This is a genomic window from Aeromonas sp. DNP9 (assembly GCF_001728955.1).
GTDB classification, from domain to species: Bacteria; Pseudomonadota; Gammaproteobacteria; order Enterobacterales; family Aeromonadaceae; genus Aeromonas; species Aeromonas veronii.
Genome location: NZ_LYSQ01000008.1, coordinates 23,603 through 46,885, shown reverse-complemented (window position 1 = coordinate 46,885; position 23,283 = coordinate 23,603). Strand labels below are relative to the sequence as shown.

The window sequence follows — 23,283 nt, the reverse complement described above, 5'->3', positions numbered from 1 at the left end:
CATCGGGTGGTCATGGTGGCAGCACAGAGCGGCAACAGAGCTGCAGGGGAGGGACATAAAAAGGGCTCGATTGCGGCAGAAGAGGGTGAAAAAGCCAGCGCTCAGGCTATTTTTGCCAACAAGGGCTGACTTCGGCGGGTTGGCTCACTTGGCCGCAGGTGCTTGCTGCAGATAGCGGCGCTGATAATCCTCGCTCAGCTTGGCAATATCGAGTCTGGCAATGGCCTGTGCCACCCGTTGCTGCAACGCCTGCTGATCGGGGCGAAACATGATGTGCAGGCTCTTGTGTTCGAGGATCTTCGGGTGAAATTGCAATCCGGCGCTGCTCAGCTTGCGATCATGGTTGATGAGCCAGTGAAAGACATCCCTATCGATCACCGCTAGATCGAGCCGGTCGCGCTGTAATTTGCGCAGGTTGAGCAGGTCGGAATCGACGGCGGCAGTGTTGAGGCGCTTGCTGGCCATCAGAGCATCGAATTCCTGGGTGTTGACGTACCCCTCCACCACGCCGATCCGGTAGGTGGCGAGATCCGTGAGCTGCTGCCAGGGAATAGGGGGGCCTGAGCGCTGCGCCATACCCAGCACACTGTCGCCCACGCTGGGGGAGCTGCGCCACAGGGTGGGCAGGGTGTCGGAGAGGTACTCGGGAAAATAGCCGCTATAAGGCTGGGTCGGGTCGGCCGCCAGCCGTACCGCCCGCTGCCAGGGATAGAAGTCGAACGTCACCTCCAGTCCCGCTTCGGCAAAGGCGCGTTTGACGATATGACCGGTGAGGCCGCCATCGGGCAGGCTCTGGCTGGTGTAGGGGGGCCACTCCAGGGTGGTCAGACGAACGGGCTCGGCCCACAGTTGAACAGGTATGCAGGACAGCAATAGCGAGAGCAGCAGGCGATATCCCATAGGCGACGAGTTCCTTGTGCCGGTTGATCCTGAGTATCACCCATAACGGTGACAATAAAAAAGCCGACCCACAGGTCGGCTTTTGCAATGCAGTGACAAGATGCCGCTGATCAGAACTCGGCGGTACGCGGAGTACGCGGGAACGGGATCACGTCGCGGACGTTGCCCATGCCTGTCACGTATACAACCAGACGCTCGAAGCCCAGACCGAAGCCGGAGTGCGGCACGGTACCGAAGCGACGCAGGTCGCGATACCACCAGTAATCTTCCTTGTTCAGGCCCATCTCGGCCAGACGGGCATCCAGCACGTCCAGACGCTCTTCACGCTGGGAACCACCGATGATCTCGCCGATGCCCGGTGCCAGTACGTCCATCGCGGCAACTGTCTTGCCGTCGTCGTTGAGGCGCATGTAGAAGGCCTTGATATCTTTCGGGTAGTTCTTCACCACCACCGGAGACTTGAAGTGCTCCTCAGCCAGATAGCGCTCGTGCTCGGAGGAGAGATCGATGCCCCAGGAGACCGGGAACTCGAACTTCTTGCCGCAATTTTTCAGCACTTCGATGGCGTCGGTGTAGTCGATCTGGGCGAAGTCGGAGGAGACGAAACGCTCCAGACGGTCGATGGCATCCTTGTCGACGTGCTGGGCGAAGAACTCCAAGTCGTCGCGACGCTCGGTCAGTACGGCATTGAAGACGTACTTCAGCATGGCTTCGGCCAGTGCGGCGTTATCTTCCAGATCGTTGAAGGCCACTTCCGGCTCAACCATCCAGAACTCGGCCAGGTGACGGCTGGTGTTGGAGTTTTCGGCGCGGAAGGTCGGGCCGAAGGTGTAGACCTTGGACAGCGCACAGGCATAGGTTTCGGCGTTCAGCTGGCCGGATACGGTCAGGAAAGCCTCTTTGCCAAAGAAATCTTCGTTGTAGTCCACCTTGCCAGCGTCGGTGCGCGGCAGGTTTTCCATGTCCAGAGTGGAGACGCGGAACATCTCGCCGGCACCTTCGGTGTCAGAGGCGGTGATGAGCGGGGTCGCAACCCAGAGGAAACCCTCTTCGTGGAAGAAGCGGTGGATGGCTTGCGCCAGGCAGTGACGAACGCGGGTCACGGCGCCAACGATGTTGGTACGCGGGCGCAGGTGAGCCTGTTCACGCAGGTATTCGATGCTGTGGCGCTTGGCGGCCATCGGGTAGGTGTCCGGATCTTCGACCCAGCCGACTACCTTCACCTCGGTCGCCTGCAGTTCGAAAGCCTGGCCGCTGCCCTGAGAGGCGGCAACCACGCCGGTCACTTCCACGGAGCAGGCAGTGGTCAGACGCAGCACTTCATTCTCGTAATTGGCCAGGGTATTGGGGACAACTGCCTGTACCGGATGGAAACAGGAGCCATCGGAAATGGCCAAAAATGAGATCCCCGCCTTGGAATCACGGCGAGTCCGGATCCACCCTTTGACAGTTTGGGTGGTGCCGACCGGATACTTACCGGCCAGCACATCTACTACGGATGCGTGCGTCATCGAAATATTGTCTCCAGCTTGTTCTTGCAGCGCTATTTGCAACACTAGGGAGTCTGGCCCGGGCACAGATGGCCCACCATGGCAGACTAAGCCGTCAATCTTACCCGCGCGGGTTTGATAAACAAGCAAAAATGTCGGACTCTGGTGGGGTTTTCGGCATGGTTCACTCAACAAGAGTGTCACGGGCGCAGGAGAGGTGGGTGAAAGATCGGCGGCATGGGCCAGATTGGCTGACACGGGTGTTACAGGGGCTGGTGATGCTCTGCTGGGGCGGCTTTATCGTGCTGCTCTCCCTTTACCACTATGCCCGGCCCGAAATTGCCTACGGTTTTCTGGTCTATGGCGGGATCGAGGTGCGCGATTATTGGGACCCGGCCCTTACCCCTTGGCTGGTCTACGGGCTCTGGAGCTGCTGCGCCCTGACGCTGGCGGTGTTGCTGCTGGAGCGCAGCCGCAGCCGCCGTCAGGATGACTCCCGGCATGTCAATCTGGCCATCCTGCTATTGGTGCTGATCGCCAGTCTGCTTTTCTACTACGTCGGTTAAGCGCCCGCCTCAGTGGGGCTGATCCGGCTCCTGCCTGCTGGCCTTGGTGCGCTTGCCGAGTTGGCGCTCCACACTGTCGAGCATCTGGTTGTAGGCCACCGCCACCCGGCCAATCTCGTCGCCGTCATCCCCCTCCAGCCGGTGGCCGAAGTCGTGCAAGTCGGTGGCCTCTTCCATGGAGCGGGTGAGCTGGTTGAGGGGGCGCACGATCCAGGTGCGGATGACCCAGAGGGTCAGCAGCAGTCCCATCCCGAAGATGCCGGTGAGAATGAGCGCCGAGGTGAGAATATTCTGCTCGACCCGGGTAAACAGCGAATCGAGGGAGTAGTCAAAGCGCACCGCACCAAGCACAGTGTTCTCCGGCACCAGATGACAGCTGGTGCAGTCGGTGCCGCGAAAATCCTTCTTGGCCAGCAGCGGTCGGGTGACCACCAGACGGCTGTGCATGCCGTTGTGCACCACCTCCAGACTCCCTTTGCCCGCCAGAGCCAGCTCATCAAACTCATCTTTTACCTGCTCTGTCTCTCGTCCCGGCCCGAACTGTTTGCTCACCGCGTCGCCACGGACGATGCGGGCATCCTCCACATGGGCATGGTCGAGAAATTTGCCGCGCAGGGTATCGCGGGCATCCATCTTGCCGGTCAGCATCAGCATGTTGAGGCCGTCGAAATAGGCTTCGGTCTGCTCGCGGCTCTGCTCCTTGATGAGGGTCAGGATGAGATCGCGCTCGCGCACCGCCTGATAGGCTGCGGAGAAGACCAGTACCATGGAGAAGATGAAGAGCAGGAAAAAGTTGATTTTGGCAGCAATGGAGAGGCGCATGAGCAGTCTTTCTTGATGGTAAAACCGCAGCAGTTTACCCCTCTTGGGGCCTCAGGTCTGGTGTTTTGCTCACATTACGGCAAGTGAAACTGCACTGAAGTGGATAAAGTTGCCCTTTTTATATATCAAATGCCGGTAGTCAAACGGGCGGCTGCGATGGCCGCCCGCTGCATGCCTTAAAACTCGCCTTCGGTAATGGCCTGACTGATGGCGCCGGTCAATACCCGCAACTCTTCAGGGGGGATGACGAACGGGGGCATCAGGTAGACCAGCTTGCCAAAGGGGCGGATCCAGGCGCCCAGTTCGACAAATTTGCGCTGGATGCGCGCTACATCCACCCGCTCTTTCATCTCCACCACCCCGATGGCGCCGAGCACCCGCACATCCGCGACCGCCGGGTGCAGGGTCAGCTCTACCAGTTCTGTTCGCAGCTGATGCTCGATGGTGCGCACCCGCTCCTGCCAAGGTGAGGCCAGCAGCAACTCGATGGAGGCGTTGGCCACCGCGCAGGCGAGCGGGTTGCCCATAAAAGTGGGGCCGTGCATAAAGACGCCCGCCTTGCCGTCACAGATGGTGCGGGCGACATGCTCGGTGGTCAGGGTCGCCGAGAGGGTGAGGTAGCCGCCGGTAAGCGCCTTGCCCAGACACATGATGTCGGGGCTGATCCCCGCCCAGTCGCAGGCAAACAGCTGGCCGGTGCGGCCAAAGCCGGTGGCAATCTCGTCAGCAATCAGCAGCACGCCGAATTCGTCGCACAGGGCGCGCACCCACTGCAGATAGCGGGGGTGGTAGAAGCGCATGCCGCCAGCGCCCTGCACTATGGGCTCAAGCACGATGGCGGCGATCTCCTCGTGATGATCCGCCATGAGCGTCGCCAGCTCCACCACGCACTGCTCGTCCCACTCGGCGTGGAAGCGACAGCTCGGCGCATCGACAAAATAGTGTTCCGGCAGAAACCCCTTGTAGAGCTCGTGCATGCCGCCATCGGGATCGCAGACGCTCATGGCGCCAAAGGTGTCGCCGTGATAGCCGCTGCGCAGGGCGACAAACTTGGCTCTGGGCGTTCTCTTGGCGTGCCAGTACTGCTGCGCCATCTTGAGCGCCACTTCCACTGCCACCGAGCCGGAATCGGCCAGAAATACCCGATCAAGCCCCTTCGGAGTGATCTCCACCAGCTTGCGGCAGAGCTCAACCGCCGGGGCGTGGGTGAGGCCGCCAAACATCACGTGGGACATCTTGCCGAGCTGGGCGGTGGCGGCGGCGTCCAACTCCGGCACCTGATAGCCGTGCACGCAAGCCCACCATGAGCTCATGCCATCCACCAGTTCGCGGCCATCGCTGAGGGTGAGGGTCACCCCTTTGGCGCTGGTTACTTCATAGCAGGGCAGGGGGTGAGTGAGGGAGGTATAGGGGTGCCAGATGTGGTGCAGGTCGAATTCTTGGTTGGTCATTTGTTGTTCTGTTGTCAATTGATTTGATCTGGTCGGTGTTGACAGTCTACGCGTGCTCTCTACACTAGCCAACAATTTCAGCCACTTGGCACTGCGCATCATCCTGAGCGCGCGGGCCTGGCGACGGGTTTTGTGGCCGTCCATCCCAAGATGGCGGGCGCAGGATCCCACTAATAACAACCGGAAGCCATGTATGAATGCTCTCACCGCGGGCGGTCACGCCCTTCGTCACGACTGGACACTCGCCGAGGTTCAGGCCCTGTTTGCCCTGCCGTTCAACGATCTGCTGTTTCAGGCCCAGACCGTCCACCGCGCCCACTTTGACCCGAATGAAGTGCAGGTGAGTACTTTGCTCTCCATCAAGACCGGCGCCTGCCCGGAAGATTGCAAATACTGCCCCCAGAGCGCCCGTTACCACACCGGTCTTGAGGCCGAGCGGCTGATGGAGGTGGAAAAGGTGCTGGAGCGGGCCCGCGAAGCGAAGGCCAACGGCTCGTCACGCTTTTGCATGGGGGCCGCCTGGCGCAATCCCAAAGAGAAGGACATGCCCTACATCATCCGGATGATTGAGGAGGTGCGCGGACTCGGTATGGAGACCTGCATGACCCTGGGGATGCTCACCGCCGATCAGGCGGCGCGTCTTGGCGCTGCGGGGCTCGATTACTACAACCACAACCTCGACACCTCGCCGGAGTTCTACGGCGAGATCATCTCCACCCGCACCTATCAGGATCGGCTCGATACCCTGGAGCATGTGCGCAGTGCCGGCATGAAGGTCTGCTCTGGCGGCATCGTCGGCATGGGCGAGCAGGCGAAAGATCGGGCGGGCCTCTTGATGGCGCTCGCCAATCTGCCGCGCCACCCCGAAAGCGTGCCCATCAACATGTTGGTCAAGGTGAAGGGAACGCCGCTGGAGAACGAGGAGAACCTCGATCCATTCGAATTTATCCGCACCATCGCCGTGGCGCGGATCATGATGCCCGCCTCCCATGTGCGCCTCTCCGCCGGGCGGGAGAAGATGAATGAGCAGATGCAGGCCATGTGCTTTATGGCCGGGGCCAACTCCATTTTCTATGGCTGCAAGTTGCTGACCACTCCCAACCCGGACGAGAACAGCGATATGCAGCTGTTCAAGCGACTCGGTATTCGCCCCGCTCAGCGGGCCCAGAAGCCGGATCAGGTTCAAGAAGAGGAGCTGCTGGCCGAGGTGAGCCGCCAGAGCGAACCTGCCGAAATGTTTTATGACGCCACCCGCCCCCGTGCAGGGGCCGCTCGGTCATGAACGGCCCTGCAGTAACGGGCCCCTTTGGGTTGGGCGCGGCGCTGGCCGAGCGCGAGCAGGTGGGTCTGCTGCGTCGCCGCATCGCGACCGACGGGGCGAGTGGCGGGCGGCTCAGGGTTGCAGGGCGCGAATACCTCAATTTTTCCGCCAACGACTATCTGGGGCTGGCAGATCATCCCGCCATCAAGACCGCCTTCAACGCGGGGATTGAGCGTTATGGTACGGGCTCCGGCGCCTCGCCGCTGGTGACCGGTTACAGCCGTGCCCACCAACAGCTTGAGGAGATCCTGGCCGAGTGGCTCGGGGTGGAGGCGGTGTTGCTGTTCAATTGCGGTTTTTCCGCCAATCAGGCGGTGCTCAAAGCGCTGCTTGGCAAGGAACACCTGCTGTGGCAGGACAAACTCAACCACGCCTCTTTGCAGGAGATGGGTAGCCAGCTCCCTTGCAAGATGAAGCGTTTTGCCCACAACGATATGGCGGCCCTTGAACGGCAGCTTGAGCCCAATCGCGGACTGATTGTTTCGGAAGGGGTGTTCAGCATGGACGGGGATCAGGGCCCCTGGCGCGAGCTCGCAACCCTCGCCGCCCGGAGCGGCAACTGGCTGATGATCGACGATGCCCACGGTCTTGGTGTGCTGGGATCCGAGGGGCGCGGCACCCTGGCGGCGCAGGGGGTTCCTCCTGCCAGCGTACACATCCAGATGGGCACTTTTGGCAAGGCGCTTGGCGTCGCCGGTGCCTTTGTCGGCGGCAGCCGCGAGCTGGTGGAGTATCTGGTCAACTTTGCCCGCCACTATGTCTACAGCACCCATATGCCCGCCGCCCAGGCTTGCGCGGTCAGCAAGAGCATCGAGCTGGTGCGTGCCGCCGAGGATGCCCGCGCCCATCTTGGCCAGCTGATCGCCCGCTTCCGGCAAGGGGCAAAGGATCAGGGTTGGCAGCTTGGCGAGAGTGATACCCCGATCCAGCCGCTGCTGGTGGGGGAGAGCTGTGTTGCCCTGCAACTGGCCGAGCGGCTGCGGGAGCGCGGCGTCTGGGTGAGCGCCATCCGCCCGCCCACTGTGCCAGTCGGTACGGCCCGGCTGCGCATTACCCTGAGCGCGGCTCACTGCGAGCAGGATGTGGATCGCCTGCTCGATGCCTTGGGTGTCTGCCCTGCAGTTACAACGCTTGGGGAGGTTCACCATGGCTGAGCGTTTTCAAACGGTCGACAAGGCGCAGCTTGCTCGCCGTTTTGGCGCCGCCGCCCGTCACTACGATGCCCATGCCCGCTTTCAGCAGGAGGTGGGGCAGGCGTTGCTTGAATGGATGCCGAGCAGGCCGGTTGGCACTGATCTGACGGTGAGCGGGCTGGATCTGGGCTGCGGCACCGGTTTTTTCTTGCCCCAACTGGCGAATCGTTGTCATCAGTTGGTGGGGCTGGATCTCGCCCCCGGCATGCTGGCGCAGGCCGCCTTGCGTGGCAGCAGCGCCCGCCTGCTCTGCGGTGATGCGGAGCAGCTTCCTTTCGCCGATAACGCGTTCGACTGGATTTTCTCCAGTCTGGCGCTGCAGTGGTGCGAGCGTCCGGCCCAAGCTTTCGGCGAGCTGCTGCGGGTGGTCAAACCGGGCGGCCAGATCTTTTTCTCGACCCTGCTCGATGAGTCGCTCTGGCAGTTGCGAGCCGCCTGGCAGCAGCTTGATGGTCGCGCCCATGTCAATCGCTTCCTCAGCCTGCCACAATTGGAGCAGGCGCTGGCTAGCGCCGGGGTAGTTGCTCCCGAGCTGCGTTGTATCACCTGGGATCTCGCCTATCTTGAATTGCCGCAGCTGTTGCGCGATCTCAAGGGGATTGGGGCCAATCAGGTCAATGACAATCAGGGGCGCGTCGCCCCGGCCGGTCTGAGCGGTCGCGCCAGATTGCAGCAGCTGGCTCAGGCGTATGAGGCGTTTCGCCAGCCCGATGGCAGGTTGGTCGCCAGTTATCGAGTGTGCCTCGGCCGCCTCAGCAAGCCTCGCTGAGCGCCGGGAATCGCATTGTGTGCAGGGTAGTCAACGGGCCCTGCCAAGGAGAGAACCGTATGAAATCATTCTTTATCACCGGCACCGATACCGATGTGGGCAAGACGCTGGTGGCGCGCACCCTGCTGCGCGAATTCAGCGCACAGGGAATCAAGTGCGCGGGTTACAAGCCGGTCTCGGCCGGATGTGCTCGCACTCCGGACGGGCTGCGCAACCTGGATGCCGTTCTGTTGCAGGAGGCGGCGAGTCTGCCGCTGCCCTATGAGGTGGTCAATCCGTTCGCCTATGAGCCGCCGATTGCGCCCCACATCGCCGCCAGCGAGGCGCGCCAGCCCATCACCATGCAGGGGGTGAGCGAGGGGCTGCGCAAGATTGAACAGGCAGGGGCTGAACTGGCGGTAGTGGAAGGGGCAGGGGGCTGGTATCTGCCGCTCGATCGCAAGCATCTGCTGTCGGACTGGGTCAAGCAGGAGAACATGGCGGTGATCATGGTGGTGGGGGCCAAGCTGGGTTGCCTCAACCATGCGCTGCTCACCTTTTCCGCCATTCGCAATGATCAGCTGCCGGTGGCGGGGTGGGTAATTAATCGGCTCCATGGTTCCATGAGCCATTATCAGGAAAATCTGGACACCCTGAGGGGCTTGCTGCCAGCTCCCTTCCTCGGCGAAATTCCGTTTATAAACAATCCACTTGAAGCCGATTTGCAGGGGCGTCTCGATATCTCGCCGCTACTTTGACGGCATATTCAGCGAACATTCATCGAATCTCCCTAGAATGTCGACATTAACATGATCAGGTGGGGATTCTGAGTGGTCCCCGGTCATGTCCCTTATCTTCACAAGGAGTCAATATGAAGCGAATTATGCTATTCCTGGTGACCAACCTGGCCGTCATGCTGGTGCTGGGGGTGGTACTCAATATCCTGTTCTCGGTTCTGGGGATCAACAAGTCCAGCATTTCCGGGCTGTTGGTGTTCTGTGCCGTGTTCGGTTTTGGGGGTTCCTTTATCTCCTTGCTGATGTCCAAGTGGATGGCCAAGCGCAGCTATGGCGTCCAGGTCATCGAGCAACCCCGTAACGAGACCGAGCACTGGCTGGTGAGCACAGTTGCCCGTCAGGCCCGCGAAGCGGGTATCAAGATGCCGGAAGTGGGGATCTACGACTCTCCCGAGATGAACGCCTTTGCGACCGGTGCCCGCCGCGATGATTCGCTGGTGGCGGTCTCCTCCGGCCTGCTCTACAGCATGAGCCGTGACGAGGCGGAAGCGGTACTGGCCCACGAGGTGAGCCACGTGGCCAACGGCGACATGGTGACCCTGACCCTGATCCAGGGTGTAGTGAACACCTTCGTGATGTTCTTCGCCCGTATCGTGGCTGGCGTGATCAGCAATTTCTTCAGCTCCAACAACGAGGAAGAGAGCAGCAGTACCGGCGGTTTTGCCTACATGATCACCGTGTTCGTGCTGGAGATGCTGTTCGGCATTCTGGCCTCTATCATCGTCATGTGGTTCAGCCGTCAGCGTGAGTTCCGTGCCGATGCCGGTGCCGCCAAGCTGGCCGGTCGTGACAAGATGATTGCCGCCCTTGAGCGCCTCTCCCGCGGTGCCGAGCCGCAGCTGGAAGGCTCCATGATGGCCTTTGGCATCAACGGCAAGCGCTCCATGAGCGAGCTGTTTATGAGCCACCCGCCCATCGAGCAGCGTATCGCCGCCCTGCGTGGTTGATAGATACTGAATGACGGGGGATCACCCCGAATAAAAAACGGCTGCCTTCGGGCAGCCGTTTTGCTTTTCAGCGTTCTTTAAAGCTTGAAGTGTCCCATCTCCTGACGCAGTACCCGTGACAGCTGCTTGAGCTTGGCCGCCTCTTGGGACACGTGACGGGCGGCATCCCCCGATTGCTCGGAGAGGGAGGTGATGTTGCCGACGGTAGAGACCACCTCGTTGGCGGCGGTGGACTGCTCGCGCAGGGTGTGGCTGATCTCCCCCATCAGGCCGGTGAGGTTGGAGGCGTGGCTCTGGATGCTGGCGATCGCCTCGCCGGTCTGGTTGGCCAACGTGACCCCGCGAGAGACGTTGTTGACCGTGTTCTCCATGCTGCGGATGGAGGCATCGGCCCCGCTCTGGATTTTGCTAATCATCCCGGTGATCTGTTGGGTTGAAGCCGCCGAGCGGCTGGCCAGATTGCGCACCTCGTCGGCCACCACCGCAAAGCCGCGACCCTGTTCACCGGCCCGCGCTGCCTCGATGGCCGCGTTGAGCGCCAGCAGGTTGGTCTGATCGGCGATGCCGCGGATCACCCCGATGATCTCCGAAATCTGCTGGGTATGGCCGTTGAGCTCGGAGATGGTGCTGGCCGCATCCCCCACAGTGGTGGAGATATTCTCGATGCTGCCGAGAGTCTCTTTAATGACCCCCGAACCCTCCTCCAGGGTATTGGCGGAGACCTTGCTCAGCTCGTCGGCATGGGTGGCATTGTCGGAGAGGTGGCTGATGCTCACCACCAGCTCCTCGATGGCGGCGGCCATGGTCTGGGTGCTGGTTTGCTGATCGGTGGCAAACTGGGCGGTCTGCTCGGCAATTTGGGCGATGCTGTCGGCAGAGTGGGACAACTCCTCGGTGGAGTGGGAGACCTTGGCGATGATCCCCTTGAGGGTGGTCTGCATACCGCCGAGCAGACCGATCAGGCTCTCTTTCGATCCTGGCGGCACCTTGATGGGGCGTGAGAAGTCCCCTTCCGCCATCATATGGAGATCTGTCTTGAGCTGTTCGACCGAGGTGCCCACCAGATCGAGCAGGGAGCGATAGGTGCGCCAGAGGAAGAACATCAACACCAGACCGAGGGCGATAAAGAGATAGCGCAGCATGTCGGTATTGGCGATGGCGCTCTCGACTGCCTCCTGGTTGCGCTGCTCCATCATCACGTAGAAGTCATCGATGGGGGACATGATGCGTCCCTTGTTCTGGTGATAGGCCTTGTCATGCATCATGGCGATGGCTTTTTGCTGGTTGGCAACCGGATCGCCATCGGTCTGCTGCACCAGTTTGAAGGCGGCGACCTCGGTGTTGACCAGCGCATCCGAGTTGTTTTTGGCCTCGTTCAGTTTGGCGAGTTCACCGTCGGTGAAACCGGCATCCTTCATCAGGTCGATCAGGCCACGGCGAACATTGCTGTCGGGGCGGGGATTCTGGCCGTTGGCGGCGACAAAGTCCCAGTAGATACGGTTGTAGCCATCCGGCCTCGGCTGCTCGCCGTTGCGAATGGCCAGGATCCGCATGTACTGCTGTTCGTAGGCTGGATCCTTGGTGATGACGTAGGTGCGCCCGAGTCGGGTCAGATCATCGGAGGATTGGCGCAGTTCGTCGGCCAGCAGGTAGGAGACATATTGTTGTCGATAACTCTCTTCCAGTTGTTTACCCGCCCAGCTGTAGGCGAAAAACACCAGTGACAGCAGGATCAGGGTGATGACGGATAGCAGCAGGTTGAGCTGAAAGGCGGGCTTGTTCTGTTCCATGGTATGGGCGTCCTTTCCCTATGGCTGAGTGTCGTATGGAGCATCGCCAAGTCAATGGCTGGCAAGGCTTTTTGCTCTGAGAGTATAGGAAGGGAAACTCACTGATGAAGGCGGTGGGGACAAATTAAGGGCGGATCAGCTGAACAAGTGCGGAAAAAGATGACCGGGGTCAAATCCCCGGTCATCTGGATTGGCGTGAACTAATGCGGCTCGATCACCCGTTCATAGGATTTCAAGGTCGGTGAGTGGCACGGCGCAGCAGGCAAGGATCTTGCCCTCGGCCCGCTCGGCGGCGGTGATGGCGGGGGCGTCGGAGTGATCCACCTCGCCCGAGATCAGCGTCTGTTTGCAACTGCCGCAGATGCCGGCGCGGCAGCTCCATGGCAGCTCTACGCCTTGCTTGTTGGCCTGATCCAGCACAGTGCCCTGATTGTTGCCGGTAAAGGCTTGGGCGCCGATACGCAGTTGCACCGCCTGATGGGGGCGGGCCACCGAGAGAATGGCGCCGCCAAAGCTCTCCTGTCTGATGCGTGCGGCAGGTACGCCGCGCGCTGCCACTTTTGCCGCCGCATCGGCCATAAAGCCGTGGGGGCCGCAGATAAACACCTCCCGTCCGGCCAGCCCTTTGATCAGTTGCAGATGCTCATCATTGAGTCGCCCTTGCAGCCCCTGCCAGTGATTGTCCGGCTGGCTCAGGATAATGGTGAGGGTCATGCCCTGCTGCGCCATGGCGTGCAGTTCGCTGGCGACGGGAATGTCCGCTTCGCTGCGGCACTGGTGCATAAAGTGAACCTCTTCCAGCTCCCCGCGAAGGGCCAGGGTGCGGGCCATCGCCAGCATGGGGGTGACGCCGGAGCCTGCGGAGAGCAACAGGAGGTTGCGCTCGGACCCTAAGTGAAACTCACCAGCGGGGTTGGCGGCCAGCAGCCGGTCGCCCACCTGCAACTGCTGGTGCAGCCAGTGGGAGATGCGGCCACCCTCCACCTTTTTGACGCTGATGCTGTAACGCTCCGGGTGATCCGGCGTAGAGCTCAGGGTATAGCGCCGCTGGATCCGCTCATTTTTGATATCGAGACTGATGGGCAGATGCTGGCCCGGCAGGTAGTCGGGCAGGGGCTCGCCATCTGCTGCTTCGAACCAGAAGGTCTCCAGATCCCTCGCCAGCGGTTCGCGGGCCACGCAGACCAGCTCCCGCTTCTTCGGGGCGGCGGCGGGATAGACCACCGGACGGGTGCGCTCCAGTACCTCGATCTCGCTGGCTGCCTCAATCCACCCTTCGTTCAGCGCCACCAGATTCTGGCCGAAGTAGACCTCGCCATCTTCGCCACAGCGGTAGCGGGTGAGGGTGGCCAGCGGCTCTTTCAGGGCGTTGAAGCGATCGGTGCCCGCTTCCACCGTGGTCATGATGCAGCGGCTGCAGGGCTTGACCACTTTAAATTCCACTTCGCCGATGCGGATACGCACCCAGCTGTCCTCCTCGAAGGGCTGGGTATTGCTTGCCACCAGATTGGTGCGGAACTGGCTCATCTGGTGCAGCGCATCGGAGCGCAGATTGAGATCCTCAAGGGAGGCCTGACTTATCAGCAGCAGCGGATAACCGTCGGCAAAGCTGACCCGGGTGCCGGTCTTCTCGCGAAAGCGATCAGAGGTTTCACCCAGCCAGAGCAGTTGCACCGTCTCCCCTGCCACCCGGCTTAGCCACCCATCGGCTTTGGGGTCGGTGTGCAGGGCGGTGAAACGGTCGCTCCAGACTCCGGTAGCTTGCGGGGCGCGGCTGAAGTCGACCTCTTGCAGGGTGAGCGGTTCAAAGCCCGGATAGCGCAGTTGCAAGCCTCCTTCGATGGGGGTGGCCACGACCTGTTGCAGTTGGGGATGGGTGCGGGCGGTAATAAAGGTGCCGTCCGGTTTGACCACCATGTAGCGGCGATCCCCTGCCAGTCCCTCTTCGGTCACCCGGGCGCGAGCCAGCGGCATACCTGCAGTCGATTTGATGGGGTAGAGGTGAATGCTGTCTAGCCTGGGCATCTTCATATCCTTGTGACGCGGCGCGATCGCCTGGAAAAAGGGGAACATAACGGTTCCCCGGCGATCCGGCAATCCTTTCAAGGGGGCGGTCTATAGTTGGGAAAACAGAACAAGAGGGCATCGGGATGAAAATAAGCTGGTTGCTGGCGGGGAGCCTTTTTTGCCAGGGGCTCTGGGCGCAGGAGCTGACCCTGACCACGGGAGAGTATCCCCCTTACTGCTCCGAGACGCTGAAATATCAGGGGCTTATCCCTCATGTGGTGAGCGAGGCGTTCAAGAGTGAAGGGGTGAGCGTCAAGTTTCAGTTTCTGCCCTGGAAGCGGGCCTTTCGCTTGTCGGAGGAGGGGGTGGTGGATGGCACACTCCACTGGTATGAGTCGAGCGAGCGGCGCAAAACCCATCTCTACAGCGATCCCATCCTGAGCGAAACCTACGTCTGGTTCTATCTCAAGTCAGATCCGCTGGAATGGCGCAGCTATCAGGATCTGGCGGATCGCAAGCTGGCTGCGGTCAGTGGCTATACCTACAATGCAGATTTTTTTGCAGCCATCGCGCAGGTGCCGCTGCAGGTGCAGTTCGTCACCCGGCTGCGCCAGAGCTTCGATCTGCTGCTCTCCGGCCGCGCCGACCTGACCCTGGAGAACATCGATGTCGGCTACTACTCCCTGCGTCAGTTCTACCCGGCCAGCACGGTCGATCTCTTTGCAACCCATTCAAAACCCGTGATGAAAGTTGAAGGTCACCTGCTGATCAGCCGCAAGCGTGCCAACGCTGACGAGCTGATCAAAACCTTCAACCGGGGGCTCGCCAAACTGAAAGCCAGCGGTCAGCTGGAGAAGATGTTACTTGAGTCACGTTCTGGTCTCTATGAACCATAAAGTGCAACATTTTTTGATCCTGATTCGCTAATCAGTACAAAAAAGCGGCCATTATCGACTCAGTTCCCAGTTTCTAACGCTTTCGCTTCTTCCTCATCCGGCCACCGTCCGCCTCGGCTAAACGGTATCAAGCGCCATCGGGTGGGGCCTGTCACACAAAAAGAAGAAAGCAATGTATGAGCAAACAACTGGACATGACCCCATTGCCGGATCTTTCCCTGAAAACGGGAACAGGCCCGGTGCGTACCCGGCTACCCGTCTGGCGGCCGGCCCTGCCACCCTGCAATCACGCCTGCCCGGCCGGAGAAAATATCCAGGCCTGGCTCTCTTTGGCGCAGGCCGGCCGTTTTGAGGCGGCCTGGCAGACCCTGATCGAAGAGAACCCCTTGCCCGCCATTCATGGTCGGGTCTGCTATCACCCCTGCGAGAGCGCCTGCAACCGCGGTCAGGTGGATGAATCCGTCTCCATCCACGCTATCGAGCGTTTCCTCGGCGACGAGGCGCTGGCCCGTGGTTGGCAGCCTGCGCCACCCGCGCCCGCCAGCGGCAAGAAGGTGCTGGTGATCGGTGCCGGCCCCTCCGGTCTCTCCTGCGCCTGGCACCTCAACCGGCTCGGCCATCAGGTGGAGATCCGCGAAGCGGGGCCGCTTGCTGGCGGCATGTTGCGCTTCGGTATTCCCGCTTACCGTCTGCCCCGCGATGTACTGGATCGGGAGGTGGCCCGCATCGTGGCGGCCGGGGTGACGCTGACTCTTAACCACAAGGTTGAGGATGTGCTGCGCGAGCGTGACGAGGGGGGCTTTGATGCCGTCTTTATGGCCATCGGCGCCCATCTGGCCAAGCGGGTCGATATTCCGGCCCGGGAAGCGGGCAAGATCCTCGATGCGGTGAGTTTCCTTGAACAGGCGAGTCTGGCCGAAGAGAAAGGCTTGCCGCCGCCCAAATTGGGACGGCGGGTAGCCATCTACGGCGGCGGCAACACCGCCATGGACGCGGCCCGTACCGCCCGTCGCCTCGGGGTCGAGGAGGCGATGATCATCTACCGCCGCGATCGGGACCATATGCCGGCCCACGCCTTTGAAGCCGACGAGGCCGAGGAGGAGGGGATCAAGATCAACTGGCTGCGCAGCATCCGCCAGCTCGACAGCACCAATATCGAGGTGGAGGTGATGGCGCTGGATGCCGAGGGCAAACCGGTGCCCACCGGCAAGTTTGAAACCCTCGAAGCGGATTCCCTTATTTTGGCGCTCGGTCAGGAGGTCGACCTCTCGGTGCTGGAGAGCATTCCCGGCGTGCGGGTCAACAAGGAGGGGGTCGTACAGGTGGCTGGCAACCTGATGACGGATGTGCCGGGTCTGTTTGCGGGCGGCGACATGGTGCCCTCCGAGCGCACCGTCACCATCGCCACCGGCCATGGCAAGAAGGCGGCGCGCCATATGGATGCCTGGCTGCGCGGTCGCCACTACCACAAACCGCTCTCCTACCCTCTGGTGGGGCCGGAGCAGTTGCAGCTCTGGTTCCAGACCCACGCGCCCGCCAGCAGTCAGCCGGTCAAACCGGCGTGGGCGCGGGATGACTTTGGCGAGATCATCGGCGGGCTGGATGAGGTAGCCGCTCGCTACGAGGCGGCGCGCTGCTACTCCTGCGGCAACTGCTTCGAGTGCGACGGCTGCTATGGCAGCTGCCCCGAGCAGGCCATCGCCAAGCTGGGGCCGGGCAAGGGGTATCAGGTGGATGCCGAGCGCTGCACCGGCTGCGGTGCCTGTCATGACCAATGCCCCTGTCACGCCATTGAGCTGCGCCAACCGGAGGAGTCCCAATGAAACATGAACTGATCATGGTCGACGGCAACGAAGCCGCGGCCCGGGTGGCGTACCAGCTGAGCGAAGTGTGTGCCATCTACCCCATTACCCCGAGCTCGACCATGGCCGAACTGGCCGATGCCTGGGCGGCGGAGGGGCAGACCAACCTGTGGGGCAACATCCCCACCGTAGTGGAGATGCAAAGCGAAGGGGGGGCGGCCGGCACGGTACACGGCGCCCTGCAGGCGGGGGCGCTCGCCACCACCTTCACCGCCAGTCAGGGGCTGATGCTGATGCTGCCCAACATGTACAAGATCGCAGGTGAGCTGACCTCGGCGGTGTTCCATGTGGCGGCCAGATCGCTCGCGGCGCAGGGGCTGTCGATTTTTGGCGACCATCAGGATGTGATGGCGGCGCGCAGTACCGGCTTTGCCATGCTCGCCTCCGGCTCGGTGCAGGAGGCGCAGGACTTGGCCTTGGTTGCCCACAGCGTCACCCTGCAGTGCCGGGTGCCCTTTATCCACTTCTTCGACGGGTTCCGTACCTCCCACGAGGTGAACAAGATCACCGCCCTGCATCGGGATGAAATTCGCGCCCTTATTGACAACGACTGGGTACGCGCCCACCGTGCGAGGGCGCTGAACCCGGATCATCCAGTGATGCGCGGCACCGCCCAGAACCCGGATACCTATTTCCAGTCCCGCGAGAGCGTCAACCCCTTCTACGAAGCGGTACCGGCGCGGGTGCAGCAGTGCATGGACAATCTCGGCGAGCTGACCGGCCGCCACTACCGGCTGGTGGAGTACCACGGTGCACCGGATGCCACCGATGTCATCGTGCTGATGGGCTCGGGGGCGGCCACCGCCCGCACCACAGTGGATTGGCTCAACCAGCAGGATCGCAAGACCGGGGTCTTGGTTGTGCGCCTCTATCGCCCCTTCCCGGTACAGGCGTTGCTCGATGCGCTACCCGCGAGCGTGCGGCGCATGGCGGTGCTGGATCGCACCAAGGAGCCGGGCGCAGGGGGCGAGCCGCTGCTGCTGGATGTGCAGAGCGCCCTCATCGACGGTTTGCAGCGCGGCCTTATCAAGCGGCTGCCGTGGCTCAGCGGCGGTCGCTATGGCCTATCTTCCAAAGAGTTCACCCCCGCCATGTGCGCGGCGGTATTCGAGGAGCTGGCATCCGATGCGCCGCGCCCGCGCTTTACCGTGGGGATTGTCGATGATGTGTCGGGCCTCAGTCTGGCATGGCACCCCATCGGCGATCTGGAGCCCGCCAGTCGGGTACGGGCGCTCTTCTTCGGCCTCGGTGCCGACGGCACGGTGGGCGCCAACAAGAACAGCATCAAGATCATCGGCGAGCTGGAGGGGTTCCACGCCCAGGGCTACTTCGTCTACGACTCCAAGAAGTCGGGCTCGCGCACCGTCTCCCACCTGCGCTTTGGCCCCGAGGCGATCGACGCCCCCTGGCTTATCGAACAGGCGAGCTTTATCGGTTGCCACCAATGGGGCTTTGTCGAGTCGGTCGATCTGCTGGAACATGCCGCCGAAGGGGCAATCCTGCTGCTAAATGCTCCTTATGAGGCCGACAAGGTGTGGGGCCAGCTGCCCGAGCGGCTGCGGGCTCGTATCCGCGCCCTCAACATCCAGCTCTATTGCATCGACGGGGATCGGGTGGCCGAGCGCAACGGCATGGGCAATCGCATCAACACCATCATGCAGACCTGTTTCTTCGCGCTGGCTGGCATCTTGCCGCGGGATGAGGCGATTGCGCTGATCAAGGAGAGCATCGAGAAGAGCTATGCCCGCAAGGGGCCCGAAGTGGTCGAGCGCAACTTCGCGGCGGTGGATGACACTCTGGCTCATCTCCATCAGGTGGCCATCCCGGCCGGTGAGGAGCAGATCAGCGACTATCCGCTACCGTTGGCTCCCGGCGGCAGCGAGTTTGTCCAGCGGGTCACCGGCGAGATGCTGGCAGGGCGCGGCGATCTGATCCCCGTCTCCATGCTGCCGGTGGATGGCACTTACCCCACTGCCACCAGCCGCTTCGAGAAGCGCGATATTGCCCGCGAGATCCCGATCTGGCACTCCGATATCTGCATCCAGTGCGGCAACTGCGTCTTTGTCTGCCCCCACGCGGCGCTGCGGGCCAAGTTCTACCATCAGGACTGGCTGGCGACCGCCCCCGAGGCTGCCCAGTCGGTGCCCGTCACCGCCAAGGGCTTCCCCGATAGCCGCTACACCTTGCAGCTCTATCCGGAAGATTGCACCGGCTGCGGCCAGTGCGTGCAGGCTTGTCCGGTGCGGGCCGGAGCGGATGAGAGCCATGAAGGCGAGCGAGCCATCGTCATGATGGACAAGGCGCCCCATCTGGCTGGTCAGAAACAGGCGCTGCGCTGGTTCGAAAGCCTGCCCTGGCCTGCCCGCGAGCGGGTGGACTTCTCCACGGTGCGCGGTGCCCAGTTCCTCGAACCCCTGTTCGAGTTCTCCGGCGCCTGCGCCGGTTGTGGCGAGACCCCCTATCTCAAGCTGCTGACCCAGCTGTTTGGCGACCGCATGTTGGTGGCCAACGCCACCGGTTGCTCCTCCATCTACGGCGGCAACCTGCCGACTACCCCGTGGGCCAAGAACGGCGAAGGGAAGGGGCCGGCCTGGTCGAACTCCCTGTTTGAGGACAACGCCGAGTTTGGCTTTGGTTTTCGTCTCACCGCCGATCAACATCACGGTCAGGCGGTGGCGGCCCTTGAAGCGATGAAGGGAGAGCTGGGCGCAGAGCTGGTCGATACCCTGATTAGCGCCCCGCAGCGGCTGGAGTCGGAGATCCGTGCCCAGCGCACCCGGGTGGCGCAAGTGCGGGAGCGGCTGGAGGAGGTGAAATCCGGCAAGGCTCGCGAGCTACTGTCACTCATCGATCAGCTGGTTCGCCGCTCGGTCTGGATCATCGGCGGCGATGGCTGGGCTTATGACATCGGCTCATCGGGGCTCGATCATGTGCTCGCCTCCGGCCGCGATGTGAACGTGCTGGTGATGGATACCGAGGTCTACTCCAACACTGGCGGTCAGATGTCGAAATCGACCCCGCTCGGCGCCGTCGCCAAGTTCGCGGCGGGAGGCAAGACGCTGGCCAAGAAGGATGTGGCGCTGCAGGCCATCTCCTATGGCAACGTCTATGTTGCCCGCATCGCCTTTGGTGCCAACCCGCAGCAGGCGCTGCAGGCCTTGCGTGAGGCCGAAGCCTATCCGGGCCCGTCGCTGATCATCGCCTACAGCCACTGTATCGCCCACGGCATCGATATGGAGTTTGGCCTGACCCAGCAAAAACGCGCCGTGGCCTCCGGTCACTGGCCGCTGATGCGCTACAACCCGGTATTGCGCAGATCGGGGCAGAACCCCTTCAGTCTCGACAGCCTGCGCCCCTCCATTCCCCTTGCTGAATACCGGCAGGAGGAGACCCGTTATCGGGTGCTGGCCCAGAGCCATCCGGAGGAGGCCGAGCGGCTGATGCAGGTGGCACAAAAAGTGGCGTGGCAGAAGTGGGCCACCTATGAGGAGATGGCGACCCGCGAGGCCAGCCATTTCCATCCGCCGGTATGAGGATTGAGTGAGTGAAATATAACCAAGCGGGCCAATGGCCCGCTTTTTTAGGTTAAATAGAAAACAGGAAACCTATATATCCCAGAGTAGGGCTGGCAATTATGACTGTTAATAATTGAAAGCAAACAAAATTTGAATTAATGTACTGGGATGATTGATAAGGCTGCAAATAACATGATTCTTTATCTATTTAGGTCATAGGGGAGAGTATGGATTGGTTTGAAGAATATAAGAAGTTGGTGTTTTCCAATGCAACATCTGTAGAGCAAATTAAAAAAGCTATTTCTCTTAAGTACGAACACATACCTAAGATTCTTTATAAATATCGCTCGGTAAATGATAACTCTATAAAAAATTTATTGGATGACACAATATGGTTGTCAGACCCGAAAAACTTTAATGACCCTTATGATTGCTCATTTCATTACAATGTAGATTTAGATCCTGACGATAGGGATCTGGTTTTATCAATGGTTCAAGCGAATGGTTTATTGAGTCGGTTCACTGAAGAGCAAATTCAATCAATTTCAGAAAACAGTCATCCAATGGTCAGACTTCTTGAACTTAGCTACCCAGATGAACCTGATTTAGGTCGTATGTATGGGGAGGCTATACGTAGTGTAATGAAAGACCGAGAAAAATCACTTATTCGAGAAACTTCAGAAGGGTTCAAACAGGCATTCAAAATTTGTTGCTTTTCTGAAAACCCAAAATCCATTCTTATGTGGTCACATTATGCTGATTATCATAAGGGCTTTTGTATTGGTTATGATTTTCGTGAATTAGGAAATGAAGACTTAAGAACTAGATCGATTTATCCTGTCATTTACTCTGATGAAATGTTTGATGCTAGCAATGTTTTTGGTGAAAATAAAAGCATAAGCAATATACTTTATATTAATCAAGTTGCGCTTATGAAAAGTACAGAGTGGGCTTATGAAAAAGAATGGAGGCTTGTATTTGGCAATATGGCATTGCCAAAAGAAATGCCTTATGTTATGCCAAAGCCAAAACATGTTATTTTAGGTGCAAAAGTATCCTCGATTGATGAGGCCAGAATCAGAGGAATATGTGAAATTAAAAATATAGAAGTATTTAAAATGACTATGTCACATAACCAGTTTCTCTTAAATATTAAAAAGTGAACCTTATCAAATGTGTTTATTTTCGATTTAACTAATGAGCTGGTGCGAGATGTTGCATCTTGGCGGCATTTGTCTATCTGTAGGCTGTAGGAGAGTTGGCCAAGCTTTCTTTTTATGCCAAGGCAGGTAAGCTGCGGGGCATATAGCGTCAAGCGGGAGAAGGGACAATGACAGAGCAACATATCGCCGGGACGATCGGCATTCTGGGGGCGGGGTGGCTGGGGCTGCCGCTGGCGCGGGCTCTGCTGGCGGCTGGCAAGCAGGTGGCGGTGACGGTCAGCAGCGCCGAGAAGGCGGCACGTCTGCAGGGGGAGGGGATCAACGCCTATCCGCTGACCATCTCTGCCAACATGGGCTCTGCCGAGATGCCCGTCGCTGATCAAGCTGATCAAAAAGAACAGTGGCCCATCCCCTGCGAATCGCTGGTTATCTGCGTACCGCCCAGCAAGACCGATGACTATCCGCAGGCGGTGGCAAAGGTCTGCGCGTTGGCCAAAGCGAATGGCACCCGGCGGGTGCTGTTTGTCAGTGCCACCTCGGTATGGGGTGCAGGGCAGCAGGAGGGGGAAGAGCCCCAACCCCGTCATGCCCGTGGCGAGCGGATGCTGGCGGCGGAGCAGGCGGTGCTGGCAGCAGGTTTCGAGGCGGTGATGATAGTGCGCCCCTCCGGCCTTTATGGCCCGGATCGCCATCCCGGCCGTTTCCTCGCGGGCAAGACTCTCGATGGCGGCGCCCAGTCGGTCAATCTGGTCCATCTGGACGATGTGGTGGCGGCTTGCATCTTGCTGCTGGAGCGGGGCAAGGACGGGGATGTCTTCAACCTGAGTGCGCCTGTGCATCCGCGCCGCGAGCAGTTCTACCCCTTTGCGGCGCGCCAGCAGGGGCTGCCCGCGCCGGTTTTTATCGAGCCTGCCGGTGAATTTCAGCCCATCGACGGTCAGCTGATTTGCCAGCAGATGGGATTCAACTATCGCTGGCCCGATCCGGCCCACTGGTTTGCCGAGCTCGCCGCCTCGGGCAATTGAGGTTTGCCAAGGGGGTGATCGCCCCCTATCATGCCGCCATCCATGAGAGAGAGGCGGTAATGATGGTAGATACAAAACGTCACCCCGATGGGGAGTTGTTGCTGAGAACCCTGGCAATGCCAGCCGATACCAACCCCAATGGCGACATCTTTGGTGGCTGGATCATGTCCCAGATGGATATAGGTGGGGGCATTATGGCCAAGGAGCTGGCAAAAGGACGTATTTGTACCGTATCCGTCGAAGGCATGACGTTTCACAGTCCGGTCAAGGTGGGCGATGTGGTCTGCTGCTACGGCCGCTGCATGAAGATCGGCCGCAGCTCCATGAAGCTCAAGCTGGAGGTGTGGGTCAAGCCGGTACTGCGGGAAAACGATGCCCAGCGTTACTGTGTGACCGAGGGGATCTTCACCTATGTCGCCATCGACGAACAGGGCAAATCCCGCCCGGTTCCGGTGAGTGCCTGATTAAATCAGCCGGGCATTGATGATGGATATTTCCTGCTCAAGCCCGGTTTTTTGCCGTATCATGCGTTCCAGCATCTCTTCCGAGCCCACATATTGCAGGGTGTCGAACAGGCAGAGATCGCATTGAGGGTCCCGTCTTATCTGGTAGACGGTGGCCAGCTCCACTTGATGACAATTTCCTTGTTGATCATAAAACGTCACGTTGTACCGAAGTTCTTTCGCCATGAGACAAGGTCCTTCTGGTTGGGTGGAACAGGGACTATCAGCTTAGTCGGCGTGGATGACGTTTGTGATGGTCGCAACAAAAAGCAAAGGCGGGCGGTTGT

19 protein-coding genes are annotated in these 23,283 nt (G+C 60.3%); 12 read left to right on the top strand and 7 right to left on the bottom strand.

Going from position 1 to position 23,283, the window contains the following annotated elements:
* Positions 1 to 144: 144 nt before the first annotated feature.
* Together A9G06_RS07180 and asnS are read right to left on the bottom strand one after the other, a co-directional pair.
* Entirely contained in the window at positions 145 to 900 is a 756-nt protein-coding gene (locus A9G06_RS07180; protein ID WP_069554729.1) for an ABC transporter substrate-binding protein, read from the bottom strand.
* Between the two features lie 110 nt (positions 901 to 1,010).
* Positions 1,011 to 2,411, bottom strand: coding sequence for an asparagine--tRNA ligase (asnS, locus tag A9G06_RS07175; protein WP_069554728.1), 1,401 nt, complete (start codon positions 2,409 to 2,411; stop codon positions 1,011 to 1,013).
* Positions 2,412 to 2,611: 200 nt separating this feature from the next.
* Here asnS and A9G06_RS07170 point away from each other — a divergent pair, with 200 nt between their 5' ends.
* Positions 2,612 to 2,956 carry a hypothetical protein gene (locus tag A9G06_RS07170; RefSeq protein WP_083243741.1) on the top strand — a complete coding sequence of 115 codons (345 nt, stop codon included), beginning with the start codon at positions 2,612 to 2,614 and terminating at the stop codon, positions 2,954 to 2,956.
* Between the two features lie 9 nt (positions 2,957 to 2,965).
* On the opposite strand, the gene A9G06_RS07165 is transcribed toward A9G06_RS07170, so the two are convergent.
* Together A9G06_RS07165 and bioA are read right to left on the bottom strand one after the other, a co-directional pair.
* Positions 2,966 to 3,778 carry a HAMP domain-containing protein gene (locus A9G06_RS07165; RefSeq protein ID WP_005359357.1) on the bottom strand — a complete coding sequence of 271 codons (813 nt, stop codon included), beginning with the start codon at positions 3,776 to 3,778 and terminating at the stop codon, positions 2,966 to 2,968.
* Positions 3,779 to 3,954: 176 nt separating this feature from the next.
* On the bottom strand, positions 3,955 to 5,229 hold the full coding sequence (gene bioA / locus A9G06_RS07160; RefSeq protein ID WP_069554727.1) for an adenosylmethionine--8-amino-7-oxononanoate transaminase: 1,275 nt from the start codon (positions 5,227 to 5,229) through the stop codon (positions 3,955 to 3,957).
* A 193-nt stretch (positions 5,230 to 5,422) separates the two neighbouring features.
* On the opposite strand from bioA, the gene bioB reads away from it, so the two are divergent.
* From bioB to htpX, 5 genes are all read left to right on the top strand, one after another.
* The gene (gene bioB, locus A9G06_RS07155) at positions 5,423 to 6,511 is read left to right on the top strand and encodes a biotin synthase BioB (RefSeq protein ID WP_069554726.1); all 1,089 of its coding nucleotides are present in this window, start codon (positions 5,423 to 5,425) and stop codon (positions 6,509 to 6,511) included.
* Complete coding sequence (bioF, locus tag A9G06_RS07150) at positions 6,508 to 7,704, top strand: 8-amino-7-oxononanoate synthase (RefSeq protein ID WP_069554725.1); 1,197 nt, start codon at positions 6,508 to 6,510, stop codon at positions 7,702 to 7,704. Before bioB ends, bioF begins: the two co-directional genes overlap by 4 nt.
* Complete coding sequence (bioC, locus tag A9G06_RS07145) at positions 7,697 to 8,512, top strand: malonyl-ACP O-methyltransferase BioC (RefSeq protein WP_069554724.1); 816 nt, start codon at positions 7,697 to 7,699, stop codon at positions 8,510 to 8,512. The genes bioF and bioC overlap by 8 nt, the downstream gene beginning before the upstream one ends.
* Positions 8,513 to 8,571: 59 nt before the next feature.
* The gene (bioD, locus tag A9G06_RS07140) at positions 8,572 to 9,249 is read left to right on the top strand and encodes a dethiobiotin synthase (RefSeq protein WP_069554723.1); all 678 of its coding nucleotides are present in this window, start codon (positions 8,572 to 8,574) and stop codon (positions 9,247 to 9,249) included.
* Positions 9,250 to 9,362: 113 nt separating this feature from the next.
* Positions 9,363 to 10,235 carry a protease HtpX gene (gene htpX / locus A9G06_RS07135; RefSeq protein ID WP_005337890.1) on the top strand — a complete coding sequence of 291 codons (873 nt, stop codon included), beginning with the start codon at positions 9,363 to 9,365 and terminating at the stop codon, positions 10,233 to 10,235.
* 77 nt (positions 10,236 to 10,312) lie between these two features.
* On the opposite strand, the gene A9G06_RS07130 is transcribed toward htpX, so the two are convergent.
* Both A9G06_RS07130 and A9G06_RS07125 read right to left on the bottom strand, forming a co-directional pair.
* Positions 10,313 to 12,025, bottom strand: a complete 1,713-nt coding sequence (locus tag A9G06_RS07130; RefSeq protein WP_069554722.1) for a methyl-accepting chemotaxis protein — start codon at positions 12,023 to 12,025, stop codon at positions 10,313 to 10,315.
* A 222-nt stretch (positions 12,026 to 12,247) separates the two neighbouring features.
* Entirely contained in the window at positions 12,248 to 14,098 is a 1,851-nt protein-coding gene (locus A9G06_RS07125) for a hybrid-cluster NAD(P)-dependent oxidoreductase (RefSeq protein WP_171903380.1), read from the bottom strand.
* Positions 14,099 to 14,175: 77 nt separating this feature from the next.
* Between A9G06_RS07125 and A9G06_RS07120 the strand changes: the two genes are divergently transcribed.
* The 6 genes from A9G06_RS07120 (at position 14,176) to yciA (ending at position 22,957) form a co-directional block, all read left to right on the top strand.
* Entirely contained in the window at positions 14,176 to 14,928 is a 753-nt protein-coding gene (locus A9G06_RS07120) for an ABC transporter substrate-binding protein (RefSeq protein ID WP_069554721.1), read from the top strand.
* A 176-nt stretch (positions 14,929 to 15,104) separates the two neighbouring features.
* Positions 15,105 to 16,751 carry an NAD(P)-binding protein gene (locus A9G06_RS07115; protein WP_069554720.1) on the top strand — a complete coding sequence of 549 codons (1,647 nt, stop codon included), beginning with the start codon at positions 15,105 to 15,107 and terminating at the stop codon, positions 16,749 to 16,751.
* Complete coding sequence (nifJ, locus tag A9G06_RS07110) at positions 16,748 to 20,323, top strand: pyruvate:ferredoxin (flavodoxin) oxidoreductase (RefSeq protein WP_069554719.1); 3,576 nt, start codon at positions 16,748 to 16,750, stop codon at positions 20,321 to 20,323. The genes A9G06_RS07115 and nifJ overlap by 4 nt, the downstream gene beginning before the upstream one ends.
* 209 nt (positions 20,324 to 20,532) lie before the next feature.
* Positions 20,533 to 21,468: a DUF2971 domain-containing protein gene (locus A9G06_RS07105; protein WP_069554718.1), complete on the top strand. Its 936-nt coding sequence runs from the start codon at positions 20,533 to 20,535 to the stop codon at positions 21,466 to 21,468.
* A 167-nt stretch (positions 21,469 to 21,635) separates the two neighbouring features.
* Complete coding sequence (locus A9G06_RS07100; protein WP_069554717.1) at positions 21,636 to 22,493, top strand: NAD-dependent epimerase/dehydratase family protein; 858 nt, start codon at positions 21,636 to 21,638, stop codon at positions 22,491 to 22,493.
* 59 nt (positions 22,494 to 22,552) lie between these two features.
* On the top strand, positions 22,553 to 22,957 hold the full coding sequence (gene yciA, locus A9G06_RS07095; RefSeq protein ID WP_005337875.1) for an acyl-CoA thioester hydrolase YciA: 405 nt from the start codon (positions 22,553 to 22,555) through the stop codon (positions 22,955 to 22,957).
* Here yciA and A9G06_RS07090 read toward each other — a convergent pair whose 3' ends face one another.
* Entirely contained in the window at positions 22,958 to 23,182 is a 225-nt protein-coding gene (locus tag A9G06_RS07090; RefSeq protein ID WP_005337874.1) for a hypothetical protein, read from the bottom strand.
* Positions 23,183 to 23,283: the final 101 nt, after the last annotated feature.